This window comes from Lysinibacillus sp. FW301-JW8 (assembly GCF_058788755.1).
In genome coordinates, this window is record NZ_JBYTBB010000021.1 from 1 (window position 1) to 20536 (window position 20536).

Here is a 20536-nt window from a genome sequence, read left to right on the forward strand (position 1 = left end):
CCTCGTTTTGAAAAAGGACTATACTTTTTAATTTGTCACCTTGATGTCATTGACATAATAGTATTTCAACAACATGAGGCTGAACGATTTATTATCGTTCAGCCTAGAAACAAAAATTAATTTTTGTAGAACTATGAATTTACACCCATTCCTTGTACAAGAATTGTTTTAAATTCTTGTTTTTGATCTACTTTAATAGCTATTTTGTGATATTTCTTTTTAATACCTAGCAAAAACGTAACCTCTATTGGCTCCTTCAGCTTTAGGATAAACTGAGGATACGCCTCTCCGAAATCACGGGCCACAAAATCAATAGTATCTTTCGATAATTTCCCTTCTAACTCTTGTTTATCTTCAATAAGTTCTTCTATATTATCAAAGCAAATTTCTGCACGTTTCATTAGACCTAATGATAAATATAACTTATCAGATGTAACGTGCACAGGATTTAAACGAACAGCCTGCATATCCGCCAGAAAAAATATAACAGAGTAGATATTTAAAATAAGCAAAAGAATAGAGAGTACTATCGACTTCTCGTGCAGCCACCAATGGATGCCAATTGTTTCAATAACAATTCCATGAATAAGCATAATTTGAAAGGCGATATAACTAGAGCTCTTATGCAAGGTTAAACCTGAGGGCTCTTTTCTCTTCCAGCTTGCGAAAGCATAGTAAAGCATCAAAAAGTCTGTGCACAGCATTTGGATAATCGGATGCTTTGGTGCATATTTCTCAACTGCTTTTGAAAAGGAGAACAAATCTGGTAGATTACTCAATCTTACATCCGCTAGAATTTTAGGCATATAGCGGACAAGTGTTACGACGAGCAAAATTTCTAATAGAATAATCGAACCTTCAATCGCAAACCCAGCCCAAGTAATGGCTACAAATGGCTGAAGGTGATCGATGGGAATCATAAAACGTGCTACGATACAACCAGCAGCGGCTAAAAGAACTGCTTGTTTTACAGAATACTTACCTTTATAGAGCATAAATAAAATTGGCATAACAACGACGAAATCAATTAATGAGCCGATGACTACCCCTTTTGTTTCTGCTGGTAAAATGGATACACCTAATCCCGTATTATAAAGTGTGTAATTACTGGCAAGAACAACTAATAAAAAAGCTAACCATACATTTTGCTTTTTCTTTAAAGCAATCATACTTTATCACTCCTCTTTTTAGTTACCTGAAATTCATTAATTAATCCTTCCTCTAACACAATTTTACTTAACTTCTGAATAATCTCCTTTAGCTGCACTATTTCATTCAGTTCAAGCTTTGAATAATATTTAGAAATAATAAACCGTTTGATTTCTTCTTCCCTTTCAACATACTCCACACCTGTTGTATCCAGTTGTACAATGATTTCTCGGCGATTTTCAGGATTAATGCTTCGAAAAACATAGTGCTGCTCTTCCAATTTACTAACCAATTGCCCCACTGCACTAGAAGTGATATTCATATAGCTAGCAATTTGTCCAATTGTCACAGGGCTATTTTTATTAACAAAATCAATTAAAATCATTTGCTTAGGCGTTAGATCATCGGTCAATAATTCTTGATGTATCTTAATAAAATGACTATCCATTGAATAGACGGCTTCATCTATCTCCTGAACAAGGCGATACAGATGCTCTTCATCTTTTATCATTTTCATTCAATCCTTAAAGTAATATTAATAGTAAAGTCATCTTCACTATTAACATTACCTTATTATTCGTGGTTATAATTGTCAATAGCACCAGCGAAAATGGATGTTTTTACTCTAATATTTTGTCAAAAATTTTTCATATTAATGTATAACTCTTATTTTTTACAAAATCTTTTGCGATAGACATATGGAGAAAACCCTGTATAATCCTTAAATCTCTCAATATAATAACTAACTGTACTAAAACCGGTTGTTGCTGCAATAGTAGTGATGGATTGCTCACTATCTCGTAATAATTGCAAACTTTTACGAAGTCGATACTGTAATAAATAGCCAAATGGTGACATACCCACCATTTTTTTAAACAAACGACTGCACTCTGCCCTGCTTAAATAAACATGTGCAGCTAATTGATCCAATACTATTTTCTCTGCATAATTTACATGTAAATAATCTAGCATTTCCTTCACTCGTTCATGCTGGACAATTTTCGCAGGTTCTAGCATTTCCACTGTCAGCATGGATTGGGTTAGCATAGCTTCCCAAATAGTTACAAGCTCTCTCCACATTGTTAACTCATAAAAATCATCTTGCTTTTGTAATATGGTTGCTATCTCTTTTACCTTTTGCGCTAACTCCCCTGAAAGTCTTACATAAGGGAAGCGATTACTTGTAATATATGGCTTTATATATTTCTCAGCAAATATACTCCCCTCATGCCCTCCGAGCAACATTGGGTCCACATTCACACAGTAAATTCTTGCCAGATCTATTTCATATGGCTTCGCCTCGTGCAGCCCTAAAGCATTGATAAATAGTCCATCTCCCTCCTCAAGTATAAAAACATCTGCCCCTACTCGATATTCTACATTCCCCTCTTTCACATAAACGAATTGAATTTCTTTATGCCAATGCAATGGCAAAAAATCCAAGCTTTCTAGTCGCATAGTCGTCTCATACAAAGCAACTGGAAATGCCTTCGTTCCATGTGAGGTTAGTTCTTGTAAATCCTTTGCAATTTTTATATGTGTTAAGGCCATTTTTCTGTTCACCTCAATATTTTGATACTTTTAACCATTAAATCGATATTTATTACATTTATAAATCCTTATAATTACTTTATATTGATAGTTTAGGAGATGTCAAAGTGAATCAAACACAACTTAACAAACGTACTTTTGGTTATATTCTCGTCATTCTGGGGGCAAGCTTTTGGGGTATCGGCGGAACTGTTGCACAAAAGCTTTTTCAGCAGGAAAATATCGAGGTAGGATGGCTCGTTTCAAGTCGCCTTCTTATAGCAGGTCTATTATTAATCGGTATCTATAAAATAACACATTGGAAAAATTCAATTTTTGTTATGTTTCGTACGAAGCACAATGCCTTTAGACAAATATTATTTAGTTTACTTGGCATGCTTGCGGTTCAATATACGTATATGATGTCGATTTCAATCGGTAACTCAGCTGTCGCGACATTACTTCAATACCTAGCACCTCTTTTTATTATGGGCTATTATTTAGTAACGAAGCATAGTCAATTAACAAGACAGGATGGTATCGCTGTCACATTGACGCTGGTCGGTACTTTCTTATTACTTACAAATGGCTCCTTTTCAACTCTCTCTGTTCCAAGCATGGCAGTGTTTTGGGGTATTTTATCTGGTCTTTCTGCAGCTTTTTATACGTTATATGCTGTACCGCTTTTACAGCAGTTTCATTCATTGTTAGTGGTAGGGTGGTCGATGGTTATTGGCGGGATCGTGATGAGCCTTTTTCACCAGCCATGGCAAATTAACATATCTGATTGGGCATTGACAACCATTGTGTATTTTTTGTTTATAGTTATTTTTGGAACGATGCTGGCCTTTTGGTTTTATATTGCTAGCCTGCATTATTTAACGCCAAAAGAAACTAGCCTACTGGGAAGTTTAGAACCTTTAACAGCTGTTATTACGAGTGTATTATGGCTCAAAATTGACTTTGGAGGTTTTCAACTGCTTGGAACAATGCTGATTCTTTGTATGATCCTATATCTCACGGTCTTCCCGAAAAAGCAACAACCATTACAAACTAATGCGGATTTATAGCGATTTCGAGGAACACAAGCTGCATATTGCTTCACTTAGCATGATAGGAGCGTGTTAATGCGGGATAAAATTTAAATTAATACATAAAATTTACATATTTTATATATCTTTTATCCCTATCAGTCAATTATACTGAAACTATCATCATACTAAGGAGGTATTTAAATGGATAAAAAAGTTATATTTTTCGAGGTACGCGGTGGTTCGGATAAGGGGCCTGATGGCTATAGGAAAGATACAATGCCAATGGTGGATGCGTTAAAGCAACGTGGTCAGGATGCGGAGGTTATTTTCTTTGATGTGACAAGAAAAGAAGAAATTTTTAATTACGTTAAAGAAAATGGAATCGCTTATGTATCACGTATCAATCCTGGAAATTTACAGCATGAGGAAGAATATTTTGCGATGTTACGAGACTTATGTAATACGGGTGTCATCGGTATGCCACATCCTGATGCAATGATTGGTTATGGCTCAAAAGATGTCTTATCAAAGTTGGTCTCTACCAATTTAGTGCCTGATGATACATTTGCCTATTATACGATTGAAGCATTTAAAGCCCAATTCCCTACCTCTCTTGCCATTACAGAGCGCGTTTTAAAGCAAAATCGTGGTTCAACAGGAGAAGGTATTTGGCGAGTAAAATTGGTGGAACCTCTTGCAGAAGGAGTCACGGAAGTACCACTTGATGCTCAAATTAAATGTACGGAAGCCAAGGATAATCATGTGGAATATTGGAAGCTTGGTGAATTTATGACGTTTTGTGAGCAGTACATTACAGGTGCGAATGGTATGCTCATAGATATGCGCTTCCTGCCACGTATTACAGAGGGAGAGATTCGCTTATTTATGCTACGTGATAAACCCGTACACGTTGTACATAAAAAACCTGCTGATTCTGAGGATGCCTTTAGCGCTACATTATTTTCTGGTGCGAAGTACCGCTATGATTCTCCAGAGGACTGGGAAGAGCTGGTACAAAACTTCTTAACACAGTTACCTCTTGTAACTAACCTGCTTGGTGGCTATGATTTGCCACTAATATGGACGGCAGATTTTATGTTAGATACAGATGCAGCAGGAGAAGATTGCTATATTTTAGGTGAGATGAATTGCTCTTGTGTAGGCTTTACTTCTGAGCTTACGTTAGCACACCAAGTAGCTGAGGAAATTATCGCTTGTATCAAGGAGCGTACAGAGGTTTCCGCGTAACCCATATTAATTTCTATAAAAAAAGTGCGACCCTTGTGAATCGCACTTTTTTTTCATATATAGACCTTAATCGCTTGAATAAATTCATAGATAAAATATCCTGCAAAGCCAATTAGTAAGACACCTGCTGCCATTGTAAGGGTCTTAATGACCTTACGACTCATCGCTTTACGAGTCACTGAAACAATGGCCATTAAGCCAATATCATGCAATAATATACCGCTCAGAACACCCGCTGCAATGACTAAAAAGCTAGTTGACTCACCTTGACCATATGATTTGGCTAGAACCACACCGAAAACATTCACCCAAAATACGAGATTTCCAGGCGAAATGGCTACTAGTAGTCCATTACGATAAGAAGTAAAAAACGATTTCGTTACTTTTTCTCCTGCTAGCGTAATATCATGATCCGCATTTTTTATTGAATCCAGTCCCAAGAAGAATAAAAAGCCTGCGCCTATTATCCACATTGGAATTTGAATAATCGGCATTGCTAAAATCGAGGCTAAACCCATATACAATGCAAATACTAATACTACATCAATCGTCATGCCACCGAGTCCAACTGCCCAGCCATGGATAAAGCCATTCTTTAAACCCTGCTTCGTCATTTCGACGGTGATGGCTCCGACTGGCATGGCAATCGCAAGTCCTACCAATACATATGCTACATATAAACTCAAACAAACACTTCTTTCATGCTATAAAATAAGCTTCTTACGTCCGTTTGTTTGATTATAGCATAAAAATACGACATTGTAAGGAATTATTAATAATTATTCAGCTTTATAGAATAATATTGAAAATGCAAACTATATTTCATATCATTCCCAATAAAGTAATATTTTTATCAATAAAGGTTCCCTCTTCCACCATTAACTAAAACCAATTATTATTGTCCTAAACTAATACAGATAGGTTACTTTTGAAAAGAATGACTAATCACTTACTTAAGAAAAAATTTCGTAAAGAGGAATTCAAGCTAATTTCCTCAGAAAAACTATATGTATGTAGGAGGTAGATTTGAATTGAAAAGAATGCTATTGATAATGGCCCTAATAGGCTTGAGCAGCTGTTCTCACCCTGAAAAATCTATAAAAGAAGAATATTCATCTGCATCCATTTCTGGCTATGTAACAGCTTTACAGGAAGGAAGATTTTTAGTCGTAGATCATGAGCCACGGTATCAAGAAGACGGTGATGAATATTTCGATGCCATTTGGTTTTCTTCAGAGAAAAGTAAAGGTGTAGAAATTGGAGATTATATGTATGTTTGGTATGGAGCTTCTTTTTTATCGTATCCGGGACGTGCAGGTGCTACTAGGTTTGTTGTAGAAGAACAAGAAAAAACAGAGACGATTTTAACGGAAAAAGAAGTTATTCAGCAAGCTGTAAATGAGCTTGATACAATCACTGGAGAGCATTACTATTCCCCAATTCTAACAAAAATGGAGTATAAAAAACAAACAAATAGCTGGGATGTGAGCTTTGAAAATATGAATTTAAACAAGCCTGAAATATCTATACATATAAAGGATGCTAAGAAGTAATCTGTTTTGGTGTAAAAAAAGGCATCTCTCCTAGTAAGAGATGCCCATTCCCTTAAAGCATTTGCTTTTTCCATTGAGCCAGAACGTCAGTGGATTTTGCAATGTCCATCTTTAACATTACCTGCTTAGCAGAGCAACGCTTCTTAGCCTTTTCCCATGCCTCCTCTAAAGCAGGTAAATAGCTTAAATTTTTTTTAGTTGCAACAAGCTGGAAAAAAATATTCCCTTGAATATAATGCCAGCGTGGGTTCATGCTATCTAGCTGAATCGCGTCTTCAATGAGACGGAGTGCTAAATATGGACTGCCCTCACTGCGATTCAGAAATTGCGCGAAAGCTCCCCAGTAAAGTGCCTTATTTGGTTGTAGCTTGATTGCTTCGGCATATTGAATCATTGCCTTATCATGCTCTTTCGCCAAAACAAAATATTCAGCCATTGTATAGTAAGCATTTGCCTGTGCTTCGATAGACCCAGCCAGCAATTCATCCACCACTTTACCAAACTGCTCATCATCCTGAGTTCCCGTATAAGCCGAAAGGACATCACGCTCTGGATAGGAGCCATCTGCACGCTCTATACTTTGCTTCACCTTTTCATCAGCAGGAGTTGGCATATTCGCATAGCCATTCGCCTCCAATAACGCAACATGCTGCTGAATCATGGCAAATGCGGCATGCTCTGCAAATGCACTATCAGCTACAACGTTTTTGGCTAACTGATAGCTTTCCTTCACGCTCCCATTTACAAATAGTTCATTAATCTGTTGGACTTGCTCATCAAACTGTTTAATCACTATTAAAATCCTCACCTTCACCAAAAGAAAAGTCTTATTGGTAGTTTACCATCTTTCAAGAGAAAAGGAGCGCTTATCATGTAATACGAAGACTAAAACTTTTAACATTCTTTTAATTTAAATGACTTTACATGTTGTTCAAGTGTATGTGCCATTTGATTCGTTTCATTTGAGCTACGGGCTACCTCATCAATACTTGCTGTTGTTTGCTGGGCTGCCGCTGTAATCGTATTTAATGTTTCTTCAATCTCTTGAATGGACTGCGTTAATTGTTGAATCATCTGAACAACATGATCTGATTTCTCTGTTTCCAATGTCATAGCATGTGATATTTCAATAATTTCTTCCACAGTATGTGAAACAGCTGTTGAAATATTTCCTAATGATTGAGCAGTTAAACGAACTGTTTTTGTTCCCTTTTCGATATATTTAGTATTATCCTGTGTTGAAGAAGTAACCTGCTGAATATGTCCCATAATTTCTTGAATAAGCTGGTCAACCTTTAATACTTCTTGATTCGATTGCTCAGCAAGTTTTCGAACTTCCTCTGCTACGACTGCAAAGCCCTTGCCATGTTCGCCTGCTCTTGCTGCTTCAATGGAGGCATTCAAAGCCAGTAAGTTGGTTTGTTCAGCAATACCAGCAATGGATGTCGTAATAGCCTGAACGCGCGTTGCTGATGTGACTAAATTGCTAACGGTGTTACTAACCATATCAGAACCATTACGGATTAAAGTCATATCATTATTTATATCCTTAGCAAGCTGCTCTCCTTCCGCGGCAATTTTCATTGTCCCTCGGGAGGTTTCAACACTTGTGTCTGCTTTCGCTTTTATAGTTTGTAAATCCTCTGCTAGGGATGTAAGTACACCTGTTGCATTCTCCGCATGATGCAGCCCCTCTGTTACTGTCGCCGTAACCTCATAGATATTGTGCGCCACGCCTTGAATCGTATTCGACATTTCATTTAATGTGTTAGCGGTTTCATCAGCATTCGTGGCTAATGTAATAGAAGTAGCGCGCATCGTCATAATCATATTTTGTAAGTTTACAGTCATACGATCTAATGTGCTTGCTAAATCCCCTACCTCATCATTCCTTTTTACTTTCATTTCTTCTACTGCTAAATTACCATTTGCAATCTGCTTGGCCTGATGAATTAGTAAGGTAATAGGCTTAACCTTACGACGAATTAAAAAGCCTGTAATAATTGAAGCAATTAACATTGGAAAAATACTAATTAAAATACCACTACGCACAACATCCCACGTTCGCTCCTTCACAATAGTAGCATCGAAATCAATGACACTAATCGCGATGATTTCCTTGCTTGTATCATGATCCTTAAAAATAGGTGCATAGCCTGATAATCGCTCCATTCCACCATATGTATAAGGTTCAGAGTAAGTTGGATGCTTTTTCTCAAGTAATAATTGGATTGCCTCTGTGTCCATGTAAAACGTATCTCCAGGTGCAAAGCCCTTCTCTGCCAAATGATCATCTAAGGCTAATAAGGTACCATCTAGCGTTAAAATATATTGAGTTTGAAAGATATCTTTGTGTCCTGTTGTCCAGTTTAAATCCTTGCCAATACGCTCTTTTGCCGCTTGCTCCCCACTCAATGCTTGTTCCATATCTTCTGGGCGGATCAAGCCTGTTGTTATATTGGCACATCCATATGCCTCGATTCCCGCTGCATCATATAATTTATTATAAGCAGTTATGTATGTAGCGAACGATGTAATTCCTAGCATCACCACTAAGATACCAGCAATGATCGTTCCAAGTTGAAAAGTTAATGAATTTCGTAATCTCACGATTCATCATCTCTCCTTTCTAGTAAAAATCTATGAATATTCATCTTTATTTCTTATCATACTATAAAAAGATGTATTTAAAAAGCATCTTTTACTAAATAATAGAATGGAAAAGTGTTGGATAAAGTTCTGAATTATGAGATAATTGATGTACTATATCTTCATCTGTTGGGCATAAAATCTTCATTTAGGAGGGCTTGCTATGAATAGACGTTTTCATGTTGTATCGCTTATTATTGGAAATTTGTTAATACTCGGAGCTATTTTCATTTATGCTATGCAGAGTCATGTGGATGTGGCACTCAGTACCTATGCCCTCGTAATGGGGTTTTTAAGTACATTGCTCATGATCTTTTTTTATGTATGGGGAGATGAAAAGAAACAAATTTCAAATCGTTTTTCTAAATAACATGACGATTATTTTGATGTTTAATGAATTTAAATCTATTTGAACTTTTCCCTTCTTGCTTTAGAGCAAAGGGGTTTTTTTATGAACTTCCTTTTCCTTACCATAGTCATAAAGAGAAACTTCGATCACTGATAGAATTCTATTTCCCACTGATTATTGTTGAACCATTCGGCTTTATCAGGAGAAAATAAGTCCAATTGTTGTAGAAAAATAAATTTTTTTGTAGAAAATTTAAAAACAATGATTGAGTAGTAAATCAATTTTCTGTATAATCAGCTTGTTTGACAATACTTTATATGAACTTGGGGGTAGACAATTGGGTAAAGCATTGATTATCGGAGCTGGCGGAGTTGCCAGTGTTGTGGTACACAAGTGTGTTCAAAATTCGGACGTATTTGAGGAAATTTGTATCGCAAGTAGAACTGTTTCAAAATGTGACGCTCTAAAAGAAAAACTAGACGGCGGAAAAACAAAAATTCATACTGCACAGGTAGACGCAGACAATACAGAAGAGGTTATTGAGCTTATTAAAGCTTTCGGACCAGATGTAGTCATTAACGTTGCACTACCTTATCAGGACTTAACGATTATGGATGCTTGCTTAGCGACAGGTGTGCACTATGTGGATACTGCAAACTACGAGCCACCTGAAACGGCAAAATTTGAATATAAATGGCAATGGGCTTATAAAGAGAAGTTTGAAAAAGCTGGCTTAACTGCATTACTTGGTAGCGGTTTTGATCCAGGTGTAACAGGCGTTTTCACAGCTCATGCGCAAAAACATGAGTTTGATGAAATCCACTATATCGATATCGTGGATGCAAATGCGGGAGATCATGGTTATCATTTCGCAACAAACTTCAATCCAGAAATTAACATTCGCGAAATTACAGCGAATGGTCGTTACTGGAAAGAAGGCAAGTGGGTTGAAACAGCACCACTTGAGAAAAAAGAAGTTTATAACTTACCAGAAATCGGACCAAAAGATATTTACCTTCTATACCATGAAGAGCTTGAATCACTTGCGAAAAATATCAAAGGTTTAAAACAAATCCGCTTCTGGATGACGTTCTCTGAAAAATACTTAACACACTTAAAAGTATTAGAAAACGTTGGCATGACATCAATCGAACCTATCGAATTTGAGGGTCAAATGATTCAACCAATCCACTTCCTTAAAGCGGTATTACCAGATCCAGCTTCTCTTGGACCACGTACAAAAGGTAAAACAAATATCGGTTGTATCATTCGCGGTCTAAAAGATGGCAAAGAAAAAACGTATTATGTATACAACGTATGCGACCACGAAGAATGCTATAACGAAGTTGGTTCACAAGCGATTTCTTACACAACTGGCGTACCAGCTATGATTGGTGCAATGCTTGTGATGAACGGTGAATGGCGCAAACCAGGTGTTTGGAATGTAGAAGATTTCAATCCAGATCCGTTCATGGATGCATTAAATAAATGGGGTCTACCATGGCAAGAAAGCCATAACCCAGAGTTACTTGACCTTGATTTAGATGCAAAGGAATTAAGCCGATGAAACCAATTGATTTTTCAAAAGTTCCATCCCCTTCTTATGTAGTGGATGAGCGATTATTAACAAAAAATCTTGAGCTTTTAAAATCAATTCAAGATCGCACAGGCTGCCGCATTTTACTAGCCCTTAAAGGTTTCTCTATGCATTCAACATTCCCTTTAGTAGGGGAATATTTAGCTGGCATAACAGCCAGCTCACTGCATGAAGCACGTCTTGGCTATGAAAAAATGGGCAAAGAAGTTCATGTTTATGCTCCTGCTTATATTGAGCATGAAATGGACGAGCTGCTTGGCTATGTAGATCACGTCGTGTTTAACTCATTTAACCAATGGGCTCAGTTCAAGGATAAAGTGAAATCTGCTGGTAAAACAATTGAATGTGGTATTCGTGTGAATCCTGAGTACTCGGAAATTGAAACAGCACTATACGATCCTTGCTATACGAATTCCCGTCTTGGAACAACTTTGGCTAACTTTGATAAATCCCAGCTTGAAGGTATTGATGGCTTACATTTCCATGCGATGTGTGAACAAAATTCAGATACGTTAGAGCGTATTATTGAAGTAGTAGAAGAAAAATTTGGTGATGTTTTACACCAAATGAAATGGTTGAACTTTGGTGGAGGACACCATATTACACGTGAAGATTATGATGTAGAGAAGCTTGTGAACATCATTAATTATGTGCAAGAAAAATATAACCTGCTTGTGTATTTAGAGCCAGGTGAAGCAGTAGCCCTTAATACTGGTTATTTAGTAGCTACCGTGCTTGATATCCAAGAAAATGGGATGGATCTTGCTATTTTAGATACATCAGCAACATGTCATATGCCTGACGTACTTGAAATGCCCTACCGTCCAATGATTATTGGTTCTGGTCAAGCTAATGAATTAGCCCACACATATCGCCTAGGTGGACTTACATGTCTTGCTGGTGATGTAATTGGCGATTATTCATTTGAGCAGCCATTAAAACCAGGTGATCGTCTTGTATTTACGGATATGGCCCATTATTCAATGGTGAAAAATCATATGTTTAACGGTGTCAACTTACCTTCAATCGTTTCTTACAATGATGAAGAAGGCATTAAAGTCATTCGTGAATTTACATTTGAAGACTATAGCGGTCGACTTTCTTAATCAAATGGCAAACACCTCCAACTAAGCTGAATGCTTGGGTTGGAGGTGTTTTGTTGTTAACTACTTTGGGTTATAAAAGACTACTTTCCTCCTAACTCAAGAAAAATAGTCTTAGTGTTTTACATCATTCAACTTCGAATAGGTTTTAAGTGTACTTTGCTCTTATTATGGCTGCATATTCATCCAACTATCAACATGATGAATAGCAACCCCTTGATAGCTTGTTTTTTTGGCATAGTGACGTTGAACAAGTGCTAGTTGTTTATTCATATAAGCTTCACCATCATCATAAAAAGTAATATTTTGACCATCATCTAATGCCCCTGTTTCAACACTAATAACAATGGATTTGTTAACTTTCTTAGCATAGGCTACTTCATGTTGCACAACTTTAATAATTTCTTTTGCAGCATTTCGATAAGCCATAATAGAAACACTCTCTACTTGGTTTATCACCCATTCTGCTAGTAATCCTTTTCCAAATTGATTGTTGAATTTAATTTCATCAAACCAAAATGGCATATCGGCCTCCAAAGGTAAATGTAACTGCTTGGTTTCCCTTTTGGCTTTTGTAAGAAGTGCTTGATAGGATTCAATTGTTTGTGTCCGATTGTGACTCCATCCACTATTTAAGTATGGCTCTACATCAAGATGAACACCTGAAAATTGCTCTGTTACTTCAGCATTTCTATTGTATGTATGTAACCAATCAAACAGCTGATCCTGCATTTTATAGCCTTCTTTGGATACCCAATCTGGCGCTCCATCCAATGCATATATTTTGATGCCCTTTGCTGTTGCGTGACCAATAAAGCGCTTATAATCGGCATTTACTATATCCATATCAATCTGTAAATAAAGTTTGTTTACTTGTTTATTCTCTAAAAATAAGAGTACTCCTGCCTCATCCTCAATAATTTTTGATGTATCCCATAACCAAGTAGCCTTATCTTCCACAGTCACTGCATCTACCTTCCCAAATGATAGTCCAAACGCACTGGCAATGGTAACAAAAATAACAATAGTTATTGTTAATAGTGAATAACGTTTCATATCTTACAGCTCCATTCTATTCGCCAAGGCTCCTATAACAGATCCTGGTAACATGAAATCATGCACTAGAATAGTGTTTAGACTCATGGTTTTGCGTTCTTCCCTTTCAACAAGTTTGCCTTTTACAGTTGTTTTCTTACTTTTATCATACATTGGAAAAATAAAAATGTCTGTAGGAAAAATGCATAATAATCATAAATACGCTGGAATCAAATAATAAATCTACGGGTTATTTTTACTATAGAAAATAAAAAACGTAGAGCATTCAAGCATCTACGTTTTCTTGTTCATTTTCAAGCATTTTATGCAAGTAATTAATAATTTCACGAATTCCTTCTAGTGAATTGACTAGTATTTTTGGGTCTACATAAGTAATCATACGATTTTCTAGGTTTGCTACTGCTGTAAAATAACGTGTTTTTGAATAGTTGACAAGTCCCATCTGCTGTAAGATAGACGTGTCAAAATCTAGAATTTCACGTGCCTCTGTTACGAGTAATCCATAATTCACAACATCTGTATTTAATACTATAATACGTGCTGTTGCAGCATTTGAAGAACGATTATAAAGAATACGTTCAAAATCAAGCACTGGTACAAGCTCACCACGAATTCTTGTGAAGCCTAGAAGATAATTAGGTAAATGAGGAATTGGTGTTACATGCTCTAATTTTTCAATCGAAATTGCTTGTTCCACAGGCACTGCATATTCCTCAGTCCCACAAGCAAATACTACTGCTTTTACGCTCTCCATGCGGTCACATCCTTCAATTTCTGCTGTTATTTTTTTGCAGACTCTTTGACAATTTCAACTAGTAAATCTGCTAATTTTTCTAATTCTTCTACTGGAATTTTTTCATTTGTTGTATGAATATCTTCGTAGCCTACAGAAAGGTTGACCGTAGGGATACCAAACCCTGCAATCACATTTGCATCTGAGCCTCCTCCGGAAATACCAAGCGTTGGCGTGCGATCAATGTTACGTGCTGCTGCCATTGCGATTTGAACGACTTTATCTGTTTCAGTTACTCGGAATCCTGGATACATAAGTTTGACTTCAACTTCAGCACGTGCTCCCAGTGATGCAGATATTTGTTCAAATGTCTCCTGCATATGCTTCGTTTGAGCATCGAGCTTCGTTTTATCAATTGAGCGAGCCTCTGCAAGAATATTCACTTCATCACATACAATATTCGTAGCCTGACCACCCTCAAAACGGCCAATATTTGCTGTAGTTTCTTCATCTAAGCGACCTAGCTTCATTTGTGCAATACATTTGGCAGCAACTGTAATCGCTGACACTCCTTTTTCTGGAGCCACACCAGCATGGGCAGTTTTGCCAATAATTTTAGCGAAGATTTTTGCTTGATAGGGTGCTGCTGTGACAATTCCACCCACTTTGCCATCACTGTCCACTGCAAAGCCATATTTAGCTTTAATTTTAGATGGATCTAATTCTTTAGCACCTACAAGTCCACTTTCCTCACCTGCAGTGATGATAAATTCAATATCTCCATGCTCAATATTCTGCTCTTTTAAACGCTTCACCATTTCTAGCAATGCCGCTAATCCAGCTTTATCATCAGCACCTAAAATTGTAGTACCATCTGACACAATGTAACCATCCTCACGTAAAGAAGGTTTAATTCCTTTACCTGGTACAACCGTATCCATATGAGAAGTAAAATAAATTGGTTCAACATCTAATGAACCTTTTAAAGTAGCCAATATATTGCCTGCTCCATGTCCATTACGTGTATGGGCATCATCCTGTTCTACTGAAAAACCAAGCGCTGTTAATTTGTCCATTAAAATCGGTGCAATTACATGCTCATATTTTGTTTCTGAATCAATTTGTACGAGCTCGAAAAACTCTTCCACTAAACGACTTGTCATGTTGTAAGACTCCCTTAGTTTACGTGTATTGCCACGTTATAGTATATGTATTATTTTAGCACAACGTTTGAGGAGTTGAAATAATTCGCTAGCAGAACGAGACTAATTTTTGGAAGGAGAAGGAGATCAATTATGCCTCGGCATAATTACGTCCGGAATCGGCTTTGTGCTTAGACCTGCAGATGTTTTGCGCGAAAACGTAGTGCTAACGCAGCACCAGTAGCATGATGTTGGTCACTCGGTCGTGTGTTGTTGCTGTCGCTTCGCTTTCGCACAGATGATACAAAAAATATTTGCTGAATGAAGATAAAAAGCCTGTGAAAGAAGGGGTTTATCCCTTTCCACAAGCTTCTTATAGTTGAAAGATAGCCTCTTTTTCTCGCTCAAGTGACTGAAGATGTTCAACCGCTTTATGATGCTTATCCTGTAAACGCCAAATTGTATTATGTACATCATCTTGCACACGGGATACTTGCTCCCTAGCAGTTGAAATTTTAGAGTGAACAGACCAAGCTGAGAAAATATCATCAAAGAAATAGTCTGCAAATTTTACAAAACCATCTGTTTCAACATGTAATGATTTCGTTGATAAATCATGGACGTCAAGAAGTTCATTATGAAATCGCTGTAAAGCAATTTGTGCATCGTGAAGATAATTTTCAGACTGATTAAGTGCATCATGCTTTAAATGCGTAGCAATAAGTCCACCTCCCAAAAACGTATCCCATGTTGAAAAACCATTAGCGGAATGTAGGGAAGCCGCTGCTTGCCCAAGCTTTGTTAATGCAGTTTCACCAGCCTCTTCTGCTTCCTTCATTTCCACAATTAATTGCTTCGTTATTATTTCCTCATGCGCTAATCGCTCTAATTTTTTTGCTTGCTCTGGTTCATGTATTTGTAAGTAATTTTTCTTTTTAGCATTCAGCTGGCTTAAAGCTTCTTGTAAATGTTGTTCATTAATTTCAGTAAGCTTTGACTTAGCTTGTGCTAAATCGTTTGTTAAATCTTCTTGCATTTTCTTTGCTTCATTTATTTTTAATTCAAGAACGGCTGCTTTATCAATTTTCTCTGTTCGTAGCTCATCTTGTTGCCCCGTCCACGTACGAATCAAATTCATAAACGAAAATCCTTCTAATTTATCAAGTTTCGTTCGAATGTGATTGAGTGCTATAGAGTGTTTGTAAATGTCCTGTTGTGCACGCTCAAGTTGCTTTTCAATTAATAGCTTTTGTTCATTTAATCTACTGATATTTCTTAATTGTGCATGTATTATTTCCTGTTCATTTTGTAACTGTCTCCATTCCATTCATCCCAACTCCTCTTATTTATTTGTACGGATGAAAAGAATAAATGTTTCAATTATCTGTCATCTTTTATCATTTTTCGTCATTTTTTTTGAATCAAAAGGAAAGCCCAGCAACCAAATGGCTACTGGACTTGTACTAATTTTATAGTGGAATGTTTCCGTGCTTTTTCTCTGGACGTGATTCATGCTTATTTGAAAGCATATCTAAGCCTTGAATTAGCTTAATACGTGTATCACGTGGATCAATGACATCATCTACCATACCGCGAGATGCTGCAACATATGGGTTTGCGAATTTTTCTTTGTATTCCTCAATTTTCGCTGCACGTGTTGCTTCTGGATCATCCGATTTTGCAATTTCGCGTGCAAAGATAATATTTGCTGCACCTGCTGCACCCATAACGGCAATTTCAGCGTTTGGCCAAGCAAATACGAGGTCAGCTCCAATTGATTTTGAGTTAAGTGCAACATAAGCACCACCGTATGCTTTACGTAAAATAACTGTAATTTTCGGTACAGTTGCTTCAGAGTATGCATAAAGAATTTTTGCTCCATGACGGATAATTCCACCATGTTCTTGTTTAACACCTGGGAAAAAGCCAGAAACGTCCTCAAATGTGATGATTGGAACATTGTATGCATCACATGTACGGATGAAACGAGCCGCTTTGTCAGAAGAATCGATATCTAGTCCACCAGCAAGTACTTTTGGTTGATTACATACAAGACCAACAGATTCACCCGCAATACGTGCAAAACCTACTACTACGTTTTTCGCAAATTCTGAGTGAACTTCCATAAATGAGCCTTCGTCCACTACTTGCTCAACTACTCTACGTACATCATAAGGACGAGTTGTTTCGATCGGCACAGTATCCACGATTTCAGGGCGGTAGTCATCACCCTCTGGACGTGCCTGACGTGGTGCTTTTTCTTTATTATTTTGTGGAAGATAGCTTAATAGTTTTTTAATTTGATCGATTGCTTCTTCTTCAGATGGTGCACGGAAGTGTGCATTACCACTTACAGCGTTATTTACTTTAGAACCACCTAAATCTTCAGCAGAAATTTTTTCACCTGTAACTGTTTCAATTACTTTAGGTCCTGTAATGAACATTTGAGATGTTTTATCAACCATTAGGATAAAGTCTGTGATGGCTGGAGAATAAACTGCTCCTCCAGCACATGGTCCCATAATTACTGAAATTTGTGGGATTACGCCAGAGTAGATAGCATTACGATAGAAAATATGACCGTATCCATCAAGTGAAAGTACTCCTTCTTGAATACGTGCACCACCAGAATCATTAATACCAATGAATGGTGTACCATTTTTAGCAGCAAGATCCATTACTGTGGCCATTTTTTTCGCATGCATTTCACCAAGCGCTCCACCAAATACAGTGAAATCTTGAGAGAATAAGTAAACAGAACGTCCATTAATTTTACCGAAACCAGTAACTACACCATCACCAGGTCCTTCCATCTTGTCCATACCGAAGTCTACTGTACGGTGTGTAATGAATGGGTTGATCTCGAAAAATGTATCTTCGTCCAGCAATAATTCAATGCGCTCACGAGCAGTTAATTTACCTTTTTCATGTTGCTTGTCGATGCGCTCATAGCCACCACCAAGTTCAATTACCGTCTTACGGTCATATAACTCATTAATTTTGTCGAACATATCCATACTAATCACTTATCCCCTTTTCCACTTTTATCGCATAATTCATATAGTACACCGAAAGATGATTTAGGATGCATGAAGGCTACCTCTGCACCACCAGCACCTGGTCCTGGCTCTTCTGATAAAAGACGCACGCCTTTTTCACGAAGCTCTGCCATACGCTCACGAATCCCTGTCACACCGAAAGCTACATGGTGAATACCTTCTCCACGTTTTTCGATAAATCCATGAATAGCACTTTTTTCACTCATCGGTTCCAATAATTCGATTTTCACGTTGCCAGCATCTATAAATGCAACACGAACCTGTTGAGATTCAACCTCTTCCACTTTTAACAACTTTAAGCCTAAAGTTTCTGTATAATATGTAATGCGTTCATCAAGATCACGCACCGCAATCCCAATATGGTCTACTTTCTCCATGGTGACATCTCCTTCTGTTATGGTACATACTCTATTTTACAGACTTTTTTGTCAAAACTCTACTACTTGAGAAATTTTTCAGATTTGCTAAACTATTTATAAGAAAAGAAGGAGCGAACGAGCATATGAGCAATAAAAAATTTCAAAAAATCGTTGTTTATGCAATGATAGCGATCATGGTAATTTCATCTCTAGCGTTTGGTTTATCCATGTTAGTGTAAAAAGCGTAGCGTCCGCATTACTGCGGGCGCTCTTTCTTTACTTTCAAACCCTTAAATGACTGTTTAATTTCTAAATATCGATCCATTTCTTCGATAAATTGATAAAGCGCTGCCTGTGCTAAAAATTGCTCATGATTTTGCGGTAGCGGTAACTGAGCAAAATCTCGCCTAACCTGCTCAAGCTTCTCTCTAAAATGACTAGCCGTATTTCCTGAATGAACATGTTCAGCAAGATCTTGAACAAAGTCTGCCACTATCGTTGCCTCTTGTACTATAACAGGTAGGGCTGTTATTTTCGGGAGTACTCTTTCAATAATTTCGAGCTGCTGTTCACGCATATCAAAATAGACATAGTAATCATTTTTTCGTCTCATAAAATGATTTTCAACATCTTTAAAGGCTAATGATTTCGCATTATTTAAAGCTGTAATGGCTTCAATTATTTCTCGCCCATCCCACAATGTATCGCCTTCTCTTAAATAGTTTGCAATTTCTAAAAAAATTTTACTATATAGTTCCTCAATTTTAACTCGATAGTAATTTAATTCCTTTTGAATATCTGGCATATACATATTAATCGCTATTCCTGTCCCATAACCAATTGCCATTAAAGCTAATTCATTAGAAACCAATGTCCACGAAAATTTTTCAGCAGCATAAATATGCATAATAATTACAGCACTTGAGACAAAGCCGTCTGCTACCTTCAATGACACTATTGTTGGAATAAAAATAATGAGCATTCCCGCTAGTGTGAGTGGGTGATATGAAAATAGCTCAAAGCTCAAAAAGGCATAAAGCATACCGATAATACTTGCGACAAATCGTGTATAAGCAGCATGAAGGGATTTTTTCTTCGTTGGCTGTACACAAAGTATTGTTAAAATACCAGCAGATGCATAAGAAGCTAATTCAAAATACTGGGCAATGGCTATTGCAATGGCTGCACCAGTTGCCGTTTTTAATGTACGATAGCCGATTGAAAACTTCTTCAAGTCGACTGCCTCCCATCCTTCATTACTCTTCACTTAATGTATTCATTAAAATAATTCAATTTTTTAAGCGCATAATTTAGCTAATATTTAAAAAATTCCAAATATACTTTAGCCATCATTACTTAATGAGAACAAATTATCTACTATTAATGACAAGGAACAGCCTCCGCAGCCAGCGTTGTTGCTGCGGAGCGTTCTACTTATCAAATTAATTAATGAATAATATTAAAGTTCATCGCAGTATTCTTCAAAGTTTGCTTGTAAATTTGTCACAACAGACATTGGATCGTGACCTTCAATTTCATAGCGTCCAACTTCAGCTACCACTTGTCCATCCTTTAATAGTACAAAAGATGGAGAGGATGGTAAGTGATCTTCACCGAAGTGATAACGAGCAGCTGCCGTTGCTTCTTTATCTTGACCAGCAAAAACTGTAACAAGATGATTTGGACGTTTATCATAATGAACGCTTTGTGCTGCTGCTGGACGTGCAATACCTCCTGCACAGCCGCAAACTGAATTGACCATAACTAATGTTGTACCTGGACGAGCAAACGCCTCTTCAACAGCCTCTGGTGTGCGTAGCTGCTCATAACCTGCAGCCTCAATTTCTGCACGTGCTGTTTTTAAAATTTCTTGCATAAATAAATCGTAATCCATATTCATATAGCGATAGCTCCTTTCAAGTTCGTGTCACCTTAGACTTTAGACTGACACTAATACATCTCCTATCATAGCAGT

Annotated in this window: 21 protein-coding genes and 1 riboswitch; of the genes, 7 read left to right on the plus strand and 14 right to left on the minus strand. The window is 37.2% G+C overall.

All coding sequences use genetic code 11. The annotated features are described in order from the left end of the window. Positions 1-131: 131 nt before the first annotated feature. The 3 genes from AC3WOM_RS10620 to AC3WOM_RS10630 all read right to left on the minus strand — a co-directional run bounded on the left by AC3WOM_RS10620 (position 132) and on the right by AC3WOM_RS10630 (position 2700). Entirely contained in the window at positions 132-1169 is a 1038-nt protein-coding gene (locus AC3WOM_RS10620; protein ID WP_492446661.1) for a beta-carotene 15,15'-monooxygenase, read from the minus strand. Next, positions 1166-1660 carry a MarR family winged helix-turn-helix transcriptional regulator gene (locus AC3WOM_RS10625; protein WP_492446662.1) on the minus strand — a complete coding sequence of 165 codons (495 nt, stop codon included), beginning with the start codon at positions 1658-1660 and terminating at the stop codon, positions 1166-1168. Before AC3WOM_RS10625 ends, AC3WOM_RS10620 begins: the two co-directional genes overlap by 4 nt. Positions 1661-1815: 155 nt before the next feature. After that, positions 1816-2700, minus strand: a complete 885-nt coding sequence (locus AC3WOM_RS10630; RefSeq protein ID WP_492446664.1) for an AraC family transcriptional regulator — start codon at positions 2698-2700, stop codon at positions 1816-1818. 107 nt (positions 2701-2807) lie between these two features. On the opposite strand from AC3WOM_RS10630, the gene AC3WOM_RS10635 reads away from it, so the two are divergent. Continuing rightward, a complete protein-coding gene (locus AC3WOM_RS10635) occupies positions 2808-3749 on the plus strand; it encodes a DMT family transporter (protein ID WP_492446665.1) in 942 nt (313 codons plus the stop codon). A 165-nt stretch (positions 3750-3914) separates the two neighbouring features. Continuing rightward, positions 3915-4961, plus strand: a complete 1047-nt coding sequence (locus AC3WOM_RS10640; protein ID WP_427539242.1) for a Cj0069 family protein — start codon at positions 3915-3917, stop codon at positions 4959-4961. Positions 4962-5014: 53 nt separating this feature from the next. On the opposite strand, the gene AC3WOM_RS10645 is transcribed toward AC3WOM_RS10640, so the two are convergent. Then, entirely contained in the window at positions 5015-5647 is a 633-nt protein-coding gene (locus AC3WOM_RS10645) for a LysE family transporter (RefSeq protein WP_427539245.1), read from the minus strand. Between the two features lie 354 nt (positions 5648-6001). Between AC3WOM_RS10645 and AC3WOM_RS10650 the strand changes: the two genes are divergently transcribed. Continuing rightward, positions 6002-6514 (plus strand): DUF3221 domain-containing protein, encoded by a 513-nt coding sequence (locus tag AC3WOM_RS10650; protein WP_492446724.1) that lies wholly within the window; start codon positions 6002-6004, stop codon positions 6512-6514. A gap of 52 nt (positions 6515-6566) precedes the next feature. Here AC3WOM_RS10650 and AC3WOM_RS10655 read toward each other — a convergent pair whose 3' ends face one another. Both AC3WOM_RS10655 and AC3WOM_RS10660 read right to left on the minus strand, forming a co-directional pair. Further along, a complete protein-coding gene (locus AC3WOM_RS10655) occupies positions 6567-7307 on the minus strand; it encodes a tetratricopeptide repeat protein (RefSeq protein ID WP_492446667.1) in 741 nt (246 codons plus the stop codon). A 101-nt stretch (positions 7308-7408) separates the two neighbouring features. After that, complete coding sequence (locus AC3WOM_RS10660) at positions 7409-9124, minus strand: methyl-accepting chemotaxis protein (protein ID WP_492446668.1); 1716 nt, start codon at positions 9122-9124, stop codon at positions 7409-7411. A 202-nt stretch (positions 9125-9326) separates the two neighbouring features. Here AC3WOM_RS10660 and AC3WOM_RS10665 point away from each other — a divergent pair, with 202 nt between their 5' ends. The 3 genes from AC3WOM_RS10665 (at position 9327) to nspC (ending at position 12215) form a co-directional block, all read left to right on the plus strand. Then, positions 9327-9533 carry a hypothetical protein gene (locus AC3WOM_RS10665; protein WP_492446669.1) on the plus strand — a complete coding sequence of 69 codons (207 nt, stop codon included), beginning with the start codon at positions 9327-9329 and terminating at the stop codon, positions 9531-9533. 316 nt (positions 9534-9849) lie between these two features. After that, on the plus strand, positions 9850-11079 hold the full coding sequence (locus AC3WOM_RS10670) for a saccharopine dehydrogenase family protein (protein WP_283868543.1): 1230 nt from the start codon (positions 9850-9852) through the stop codon (positions 11077-11079). After that, positions 11076-12215: a carboxynorspermidine decarboxylase gene (nspC, locus tag AC3WOM_RS10675; RefSeq protein ID WP_492446671.1), complete on the plus strand. Its 1140-nt coding sequence runs from the start codon at positions 11076-11078 to the stop codon at positions 12213-12215. The genes AC3WOM_RS10670 and nspC overlap by 4 nt, the downstream gene beginning before the upstream one ends. Positions 12216-12380: 165 nt before the next feature. Here the strand turns inward: nspC and AC3WOM_RS10680 are convergent, their stop codons facing one another. The 6 genes from AC3WOM_RS10680 to mce form a co-directional block, all read right to left on the minus strand. After that, positions 12381-13268: an amidase gene (locus tag AC3WOM_RS10680; protein ID WP_492446672.1), complete on the minus strand. Its 888-nt coding sequence runs from the start codon at positions 13266-13268 to the stop codon at positions 12381-12383. 43 nt (positions 13269-13311) lie between these two features. Beyond that, positions 13312-13398, minus strand: a riboswitch (cyclic di-GMP riboswitch). Positions 13399-13533: 135 nt separating this feature from the next. Beyond that, positions 13534-14022, minus strand: coding sequence for a chemotaxis protein CheW (locus AC3WOM_RS10685; protein ID WP_427539267.1), 489 nt, complete (start codon positions 14020-14022; stop codon positions 13534-13536). A 26-nt stretch (positions 14023-14048) separates the two neighbouring features. Then, positions 14049-15164 (minus strand): M20/M25/M40 family metallo-hydrolase, encoded by a 1116-nt coding sequence (locus AC3WOM_RS10690; protein WP_492446674.1) that lies wholly within the window; start codon positions 15162-15164, stop codon positions 14049-14051. A 352-nt stretch (positions 15165-15516) separates the two neighbouring features. Further along, entirely contained in the window at positions 15517-16470 is a 954-nt protein-coding gene (locus AC3WOM_RS10695; RefSeq protein ID WP_492446675.1) for a hypothetical protein, read from the minus strand. Between the two features lie 142 nt (positions 16471-16612). Further along, positions 16613-18160, minus strand: coding sequence for an acyl-CoA carboxylase subunit beta (locus AC3WOM_RS10700; RefSeq protein WP_427539276.1), 1548 nt, complete (start codon positions 18158-18160; stop codon positions 16613-16615). A gap of 5 nt (positions 18161-18165) precedes the next feature. Further along, on the minus strand, positions 18166-18579 hold the full coding sequence (gene mce / locus AC3WOM_RS10705; RefSeq protein ID WP_053594596.1) for a methylmalonyl-CoA epimerase: 414 nt from the start codon (positions 18577-18579) through the stop codon (positions 18166-18168). A gap of 125 nt (positions 18580-18704) precedes the next feature. Here mce and prli42 point away from each other — a divergent pair, with 125 nt between their 5' ends. Next, positions 18705-18800 (plus strand): stressosome-associated protein Prli42, encoded by a 96-nt coding sequence (prli42, locus tag AC3WOM_RS10710; RefSeq protein ID WP_173479009.1) that lies wholly within the window; start codon positions 18705-18707, stop codon positions 18798-18800. A 17-nt stretch (positions 18801-18817) separates the two neighbouring features. On the opposite strand, the gene AC3WOM_RS10715 is transcribed toward prli42, so the two are convergent. Continuing rightward, positions 18818-19795, minus strand: coding sequence for an aromatic acid exporter family protein (locus tag AC3WOM_RS10715; RefSeq protein WP_427539281.1), 978 nt, complete (start codon positions 19793-19795; stop codon positions 18818-18820). A 225-nt stretch (positions 19796-20020) separates the two neighbouring features. Continuing rightward, on the minus strand, positions 20021-20461 hold the full coding sequence (locus tag AC3WOM_RS10720; protein WP_427539284.1) for a BrxA/BrxB family bacilliredoxin: 441 nt from the start codon (positions 20459-20461) through the stop codon (positions 20021-20023). Between the last annotated feature and the right edge of the window lie 75 nt (positions 20462-20536).

Bases quoted from the DNA above. Each gene is read 5' to 3' on its own strand.
- AC3WOM_RS10620 (WP_492446661.1), bottom strand. From the start codon at position 1,169: ATGATTGCTTTAAAGAAAAAGCAAAATGTATGGTTAGCTTTTTTATTA.
- AC3WOM_RS10625 (WP_492446662.1), bottom strand. From the start codon at position 1,660: ATGATAAAAGATGAAGAGCATCTGTATCGCCTTGTTCAGGAGATAGAT.
- AC3WOM_RS10630 (WP_492446664.1), bottom strand. From the start codon at position 2,700: ATGGCCTTAACACATATAAAAATTGCAAAGGATTTACAAGAACTAACC.
- AC3WOM_RS10640 (WP_427539242.1), top strand. From the start codon at position 3,915: ATGGATAAAAAAGTTATATTTTTCGAGGTACGCGGTGGTTCGGATAAG.
- AC3WOM_RS10650 (WP_492446724.1), top strand. From the start codon at position 6,002: ATGCTATTGATAATGGCCCTAATAGGCTTGAGCAGCTGTTCTCACCCT.
- AC3WOM_RS10665 (WP_492446669.1), top strand. From the start codon at position 9,327: ATGAATAGACGTTTTCATGTTGTATCGCTTATTATTGGAAATTTGTTA.
- nspC (WP_492446671.1), top strand. From the start codon at position 11,076: ATGAAACCAATTGATTTTTCAAAAGTTCCATCCCCTTCTTATGTAGTG.
- AC3WOM_RS10680 (WP_492446672.1), bottom strand. From the start codon at position 13,268: ATGAAACGTTATTCACTATTAACAATAACTATTGTTATTTTTGTTACC.
- AC3WOM_RS10685 (WP_427539267.1), bottom strand. From the start codon at position 14,022: ATGGAGAGCGTAAAAGCAGTAGTATTTGCTTGTGGGACTGAGGAATAT.
- AC3WOM_RS10690 (WP_492446674.1), bottom strand. From the start codon at position 15,164: ATGACAAGTCGTTTAGTGGAAGAGTTTTTCGAGCTCGTACAAATTGAT.
- AC3WOM_RS10695 (WP_492446675.1), bottom strand. From the start codon at position 16,470: ATGGAATGGAGACAGTTACAAAATGAACAGGAAATAATACATGCACAA.
- AC3WOM_RS10700 (WP_427539276.1), bottom strand. From the start codon at position 18,160: ATGGATATGTTCGACAAAATTAATGAGTTATATGACCGTAAGACGGTA.
- mce (WP_053594596.1), bottom strand. From the start codon at position 18,579: ATGGAGAAAGTAGACCATATTGGGATTGCGGTGCGTGATCTTGATGAA.
- prli42 (WP_173479009.1), top strand. From the start codon at position 18,705: ATGAGCAATAAAAAATTTCAAAAAATCGTTGTTTATGCAATGATAGCG.
- AC3WOM_RS10720 (WP_427539284.1), bottom strand. From the start codon at position 20,461: ATGAATATGGATTACGATTTATTTATGCAAGAAATTTTAAAAACAGCA.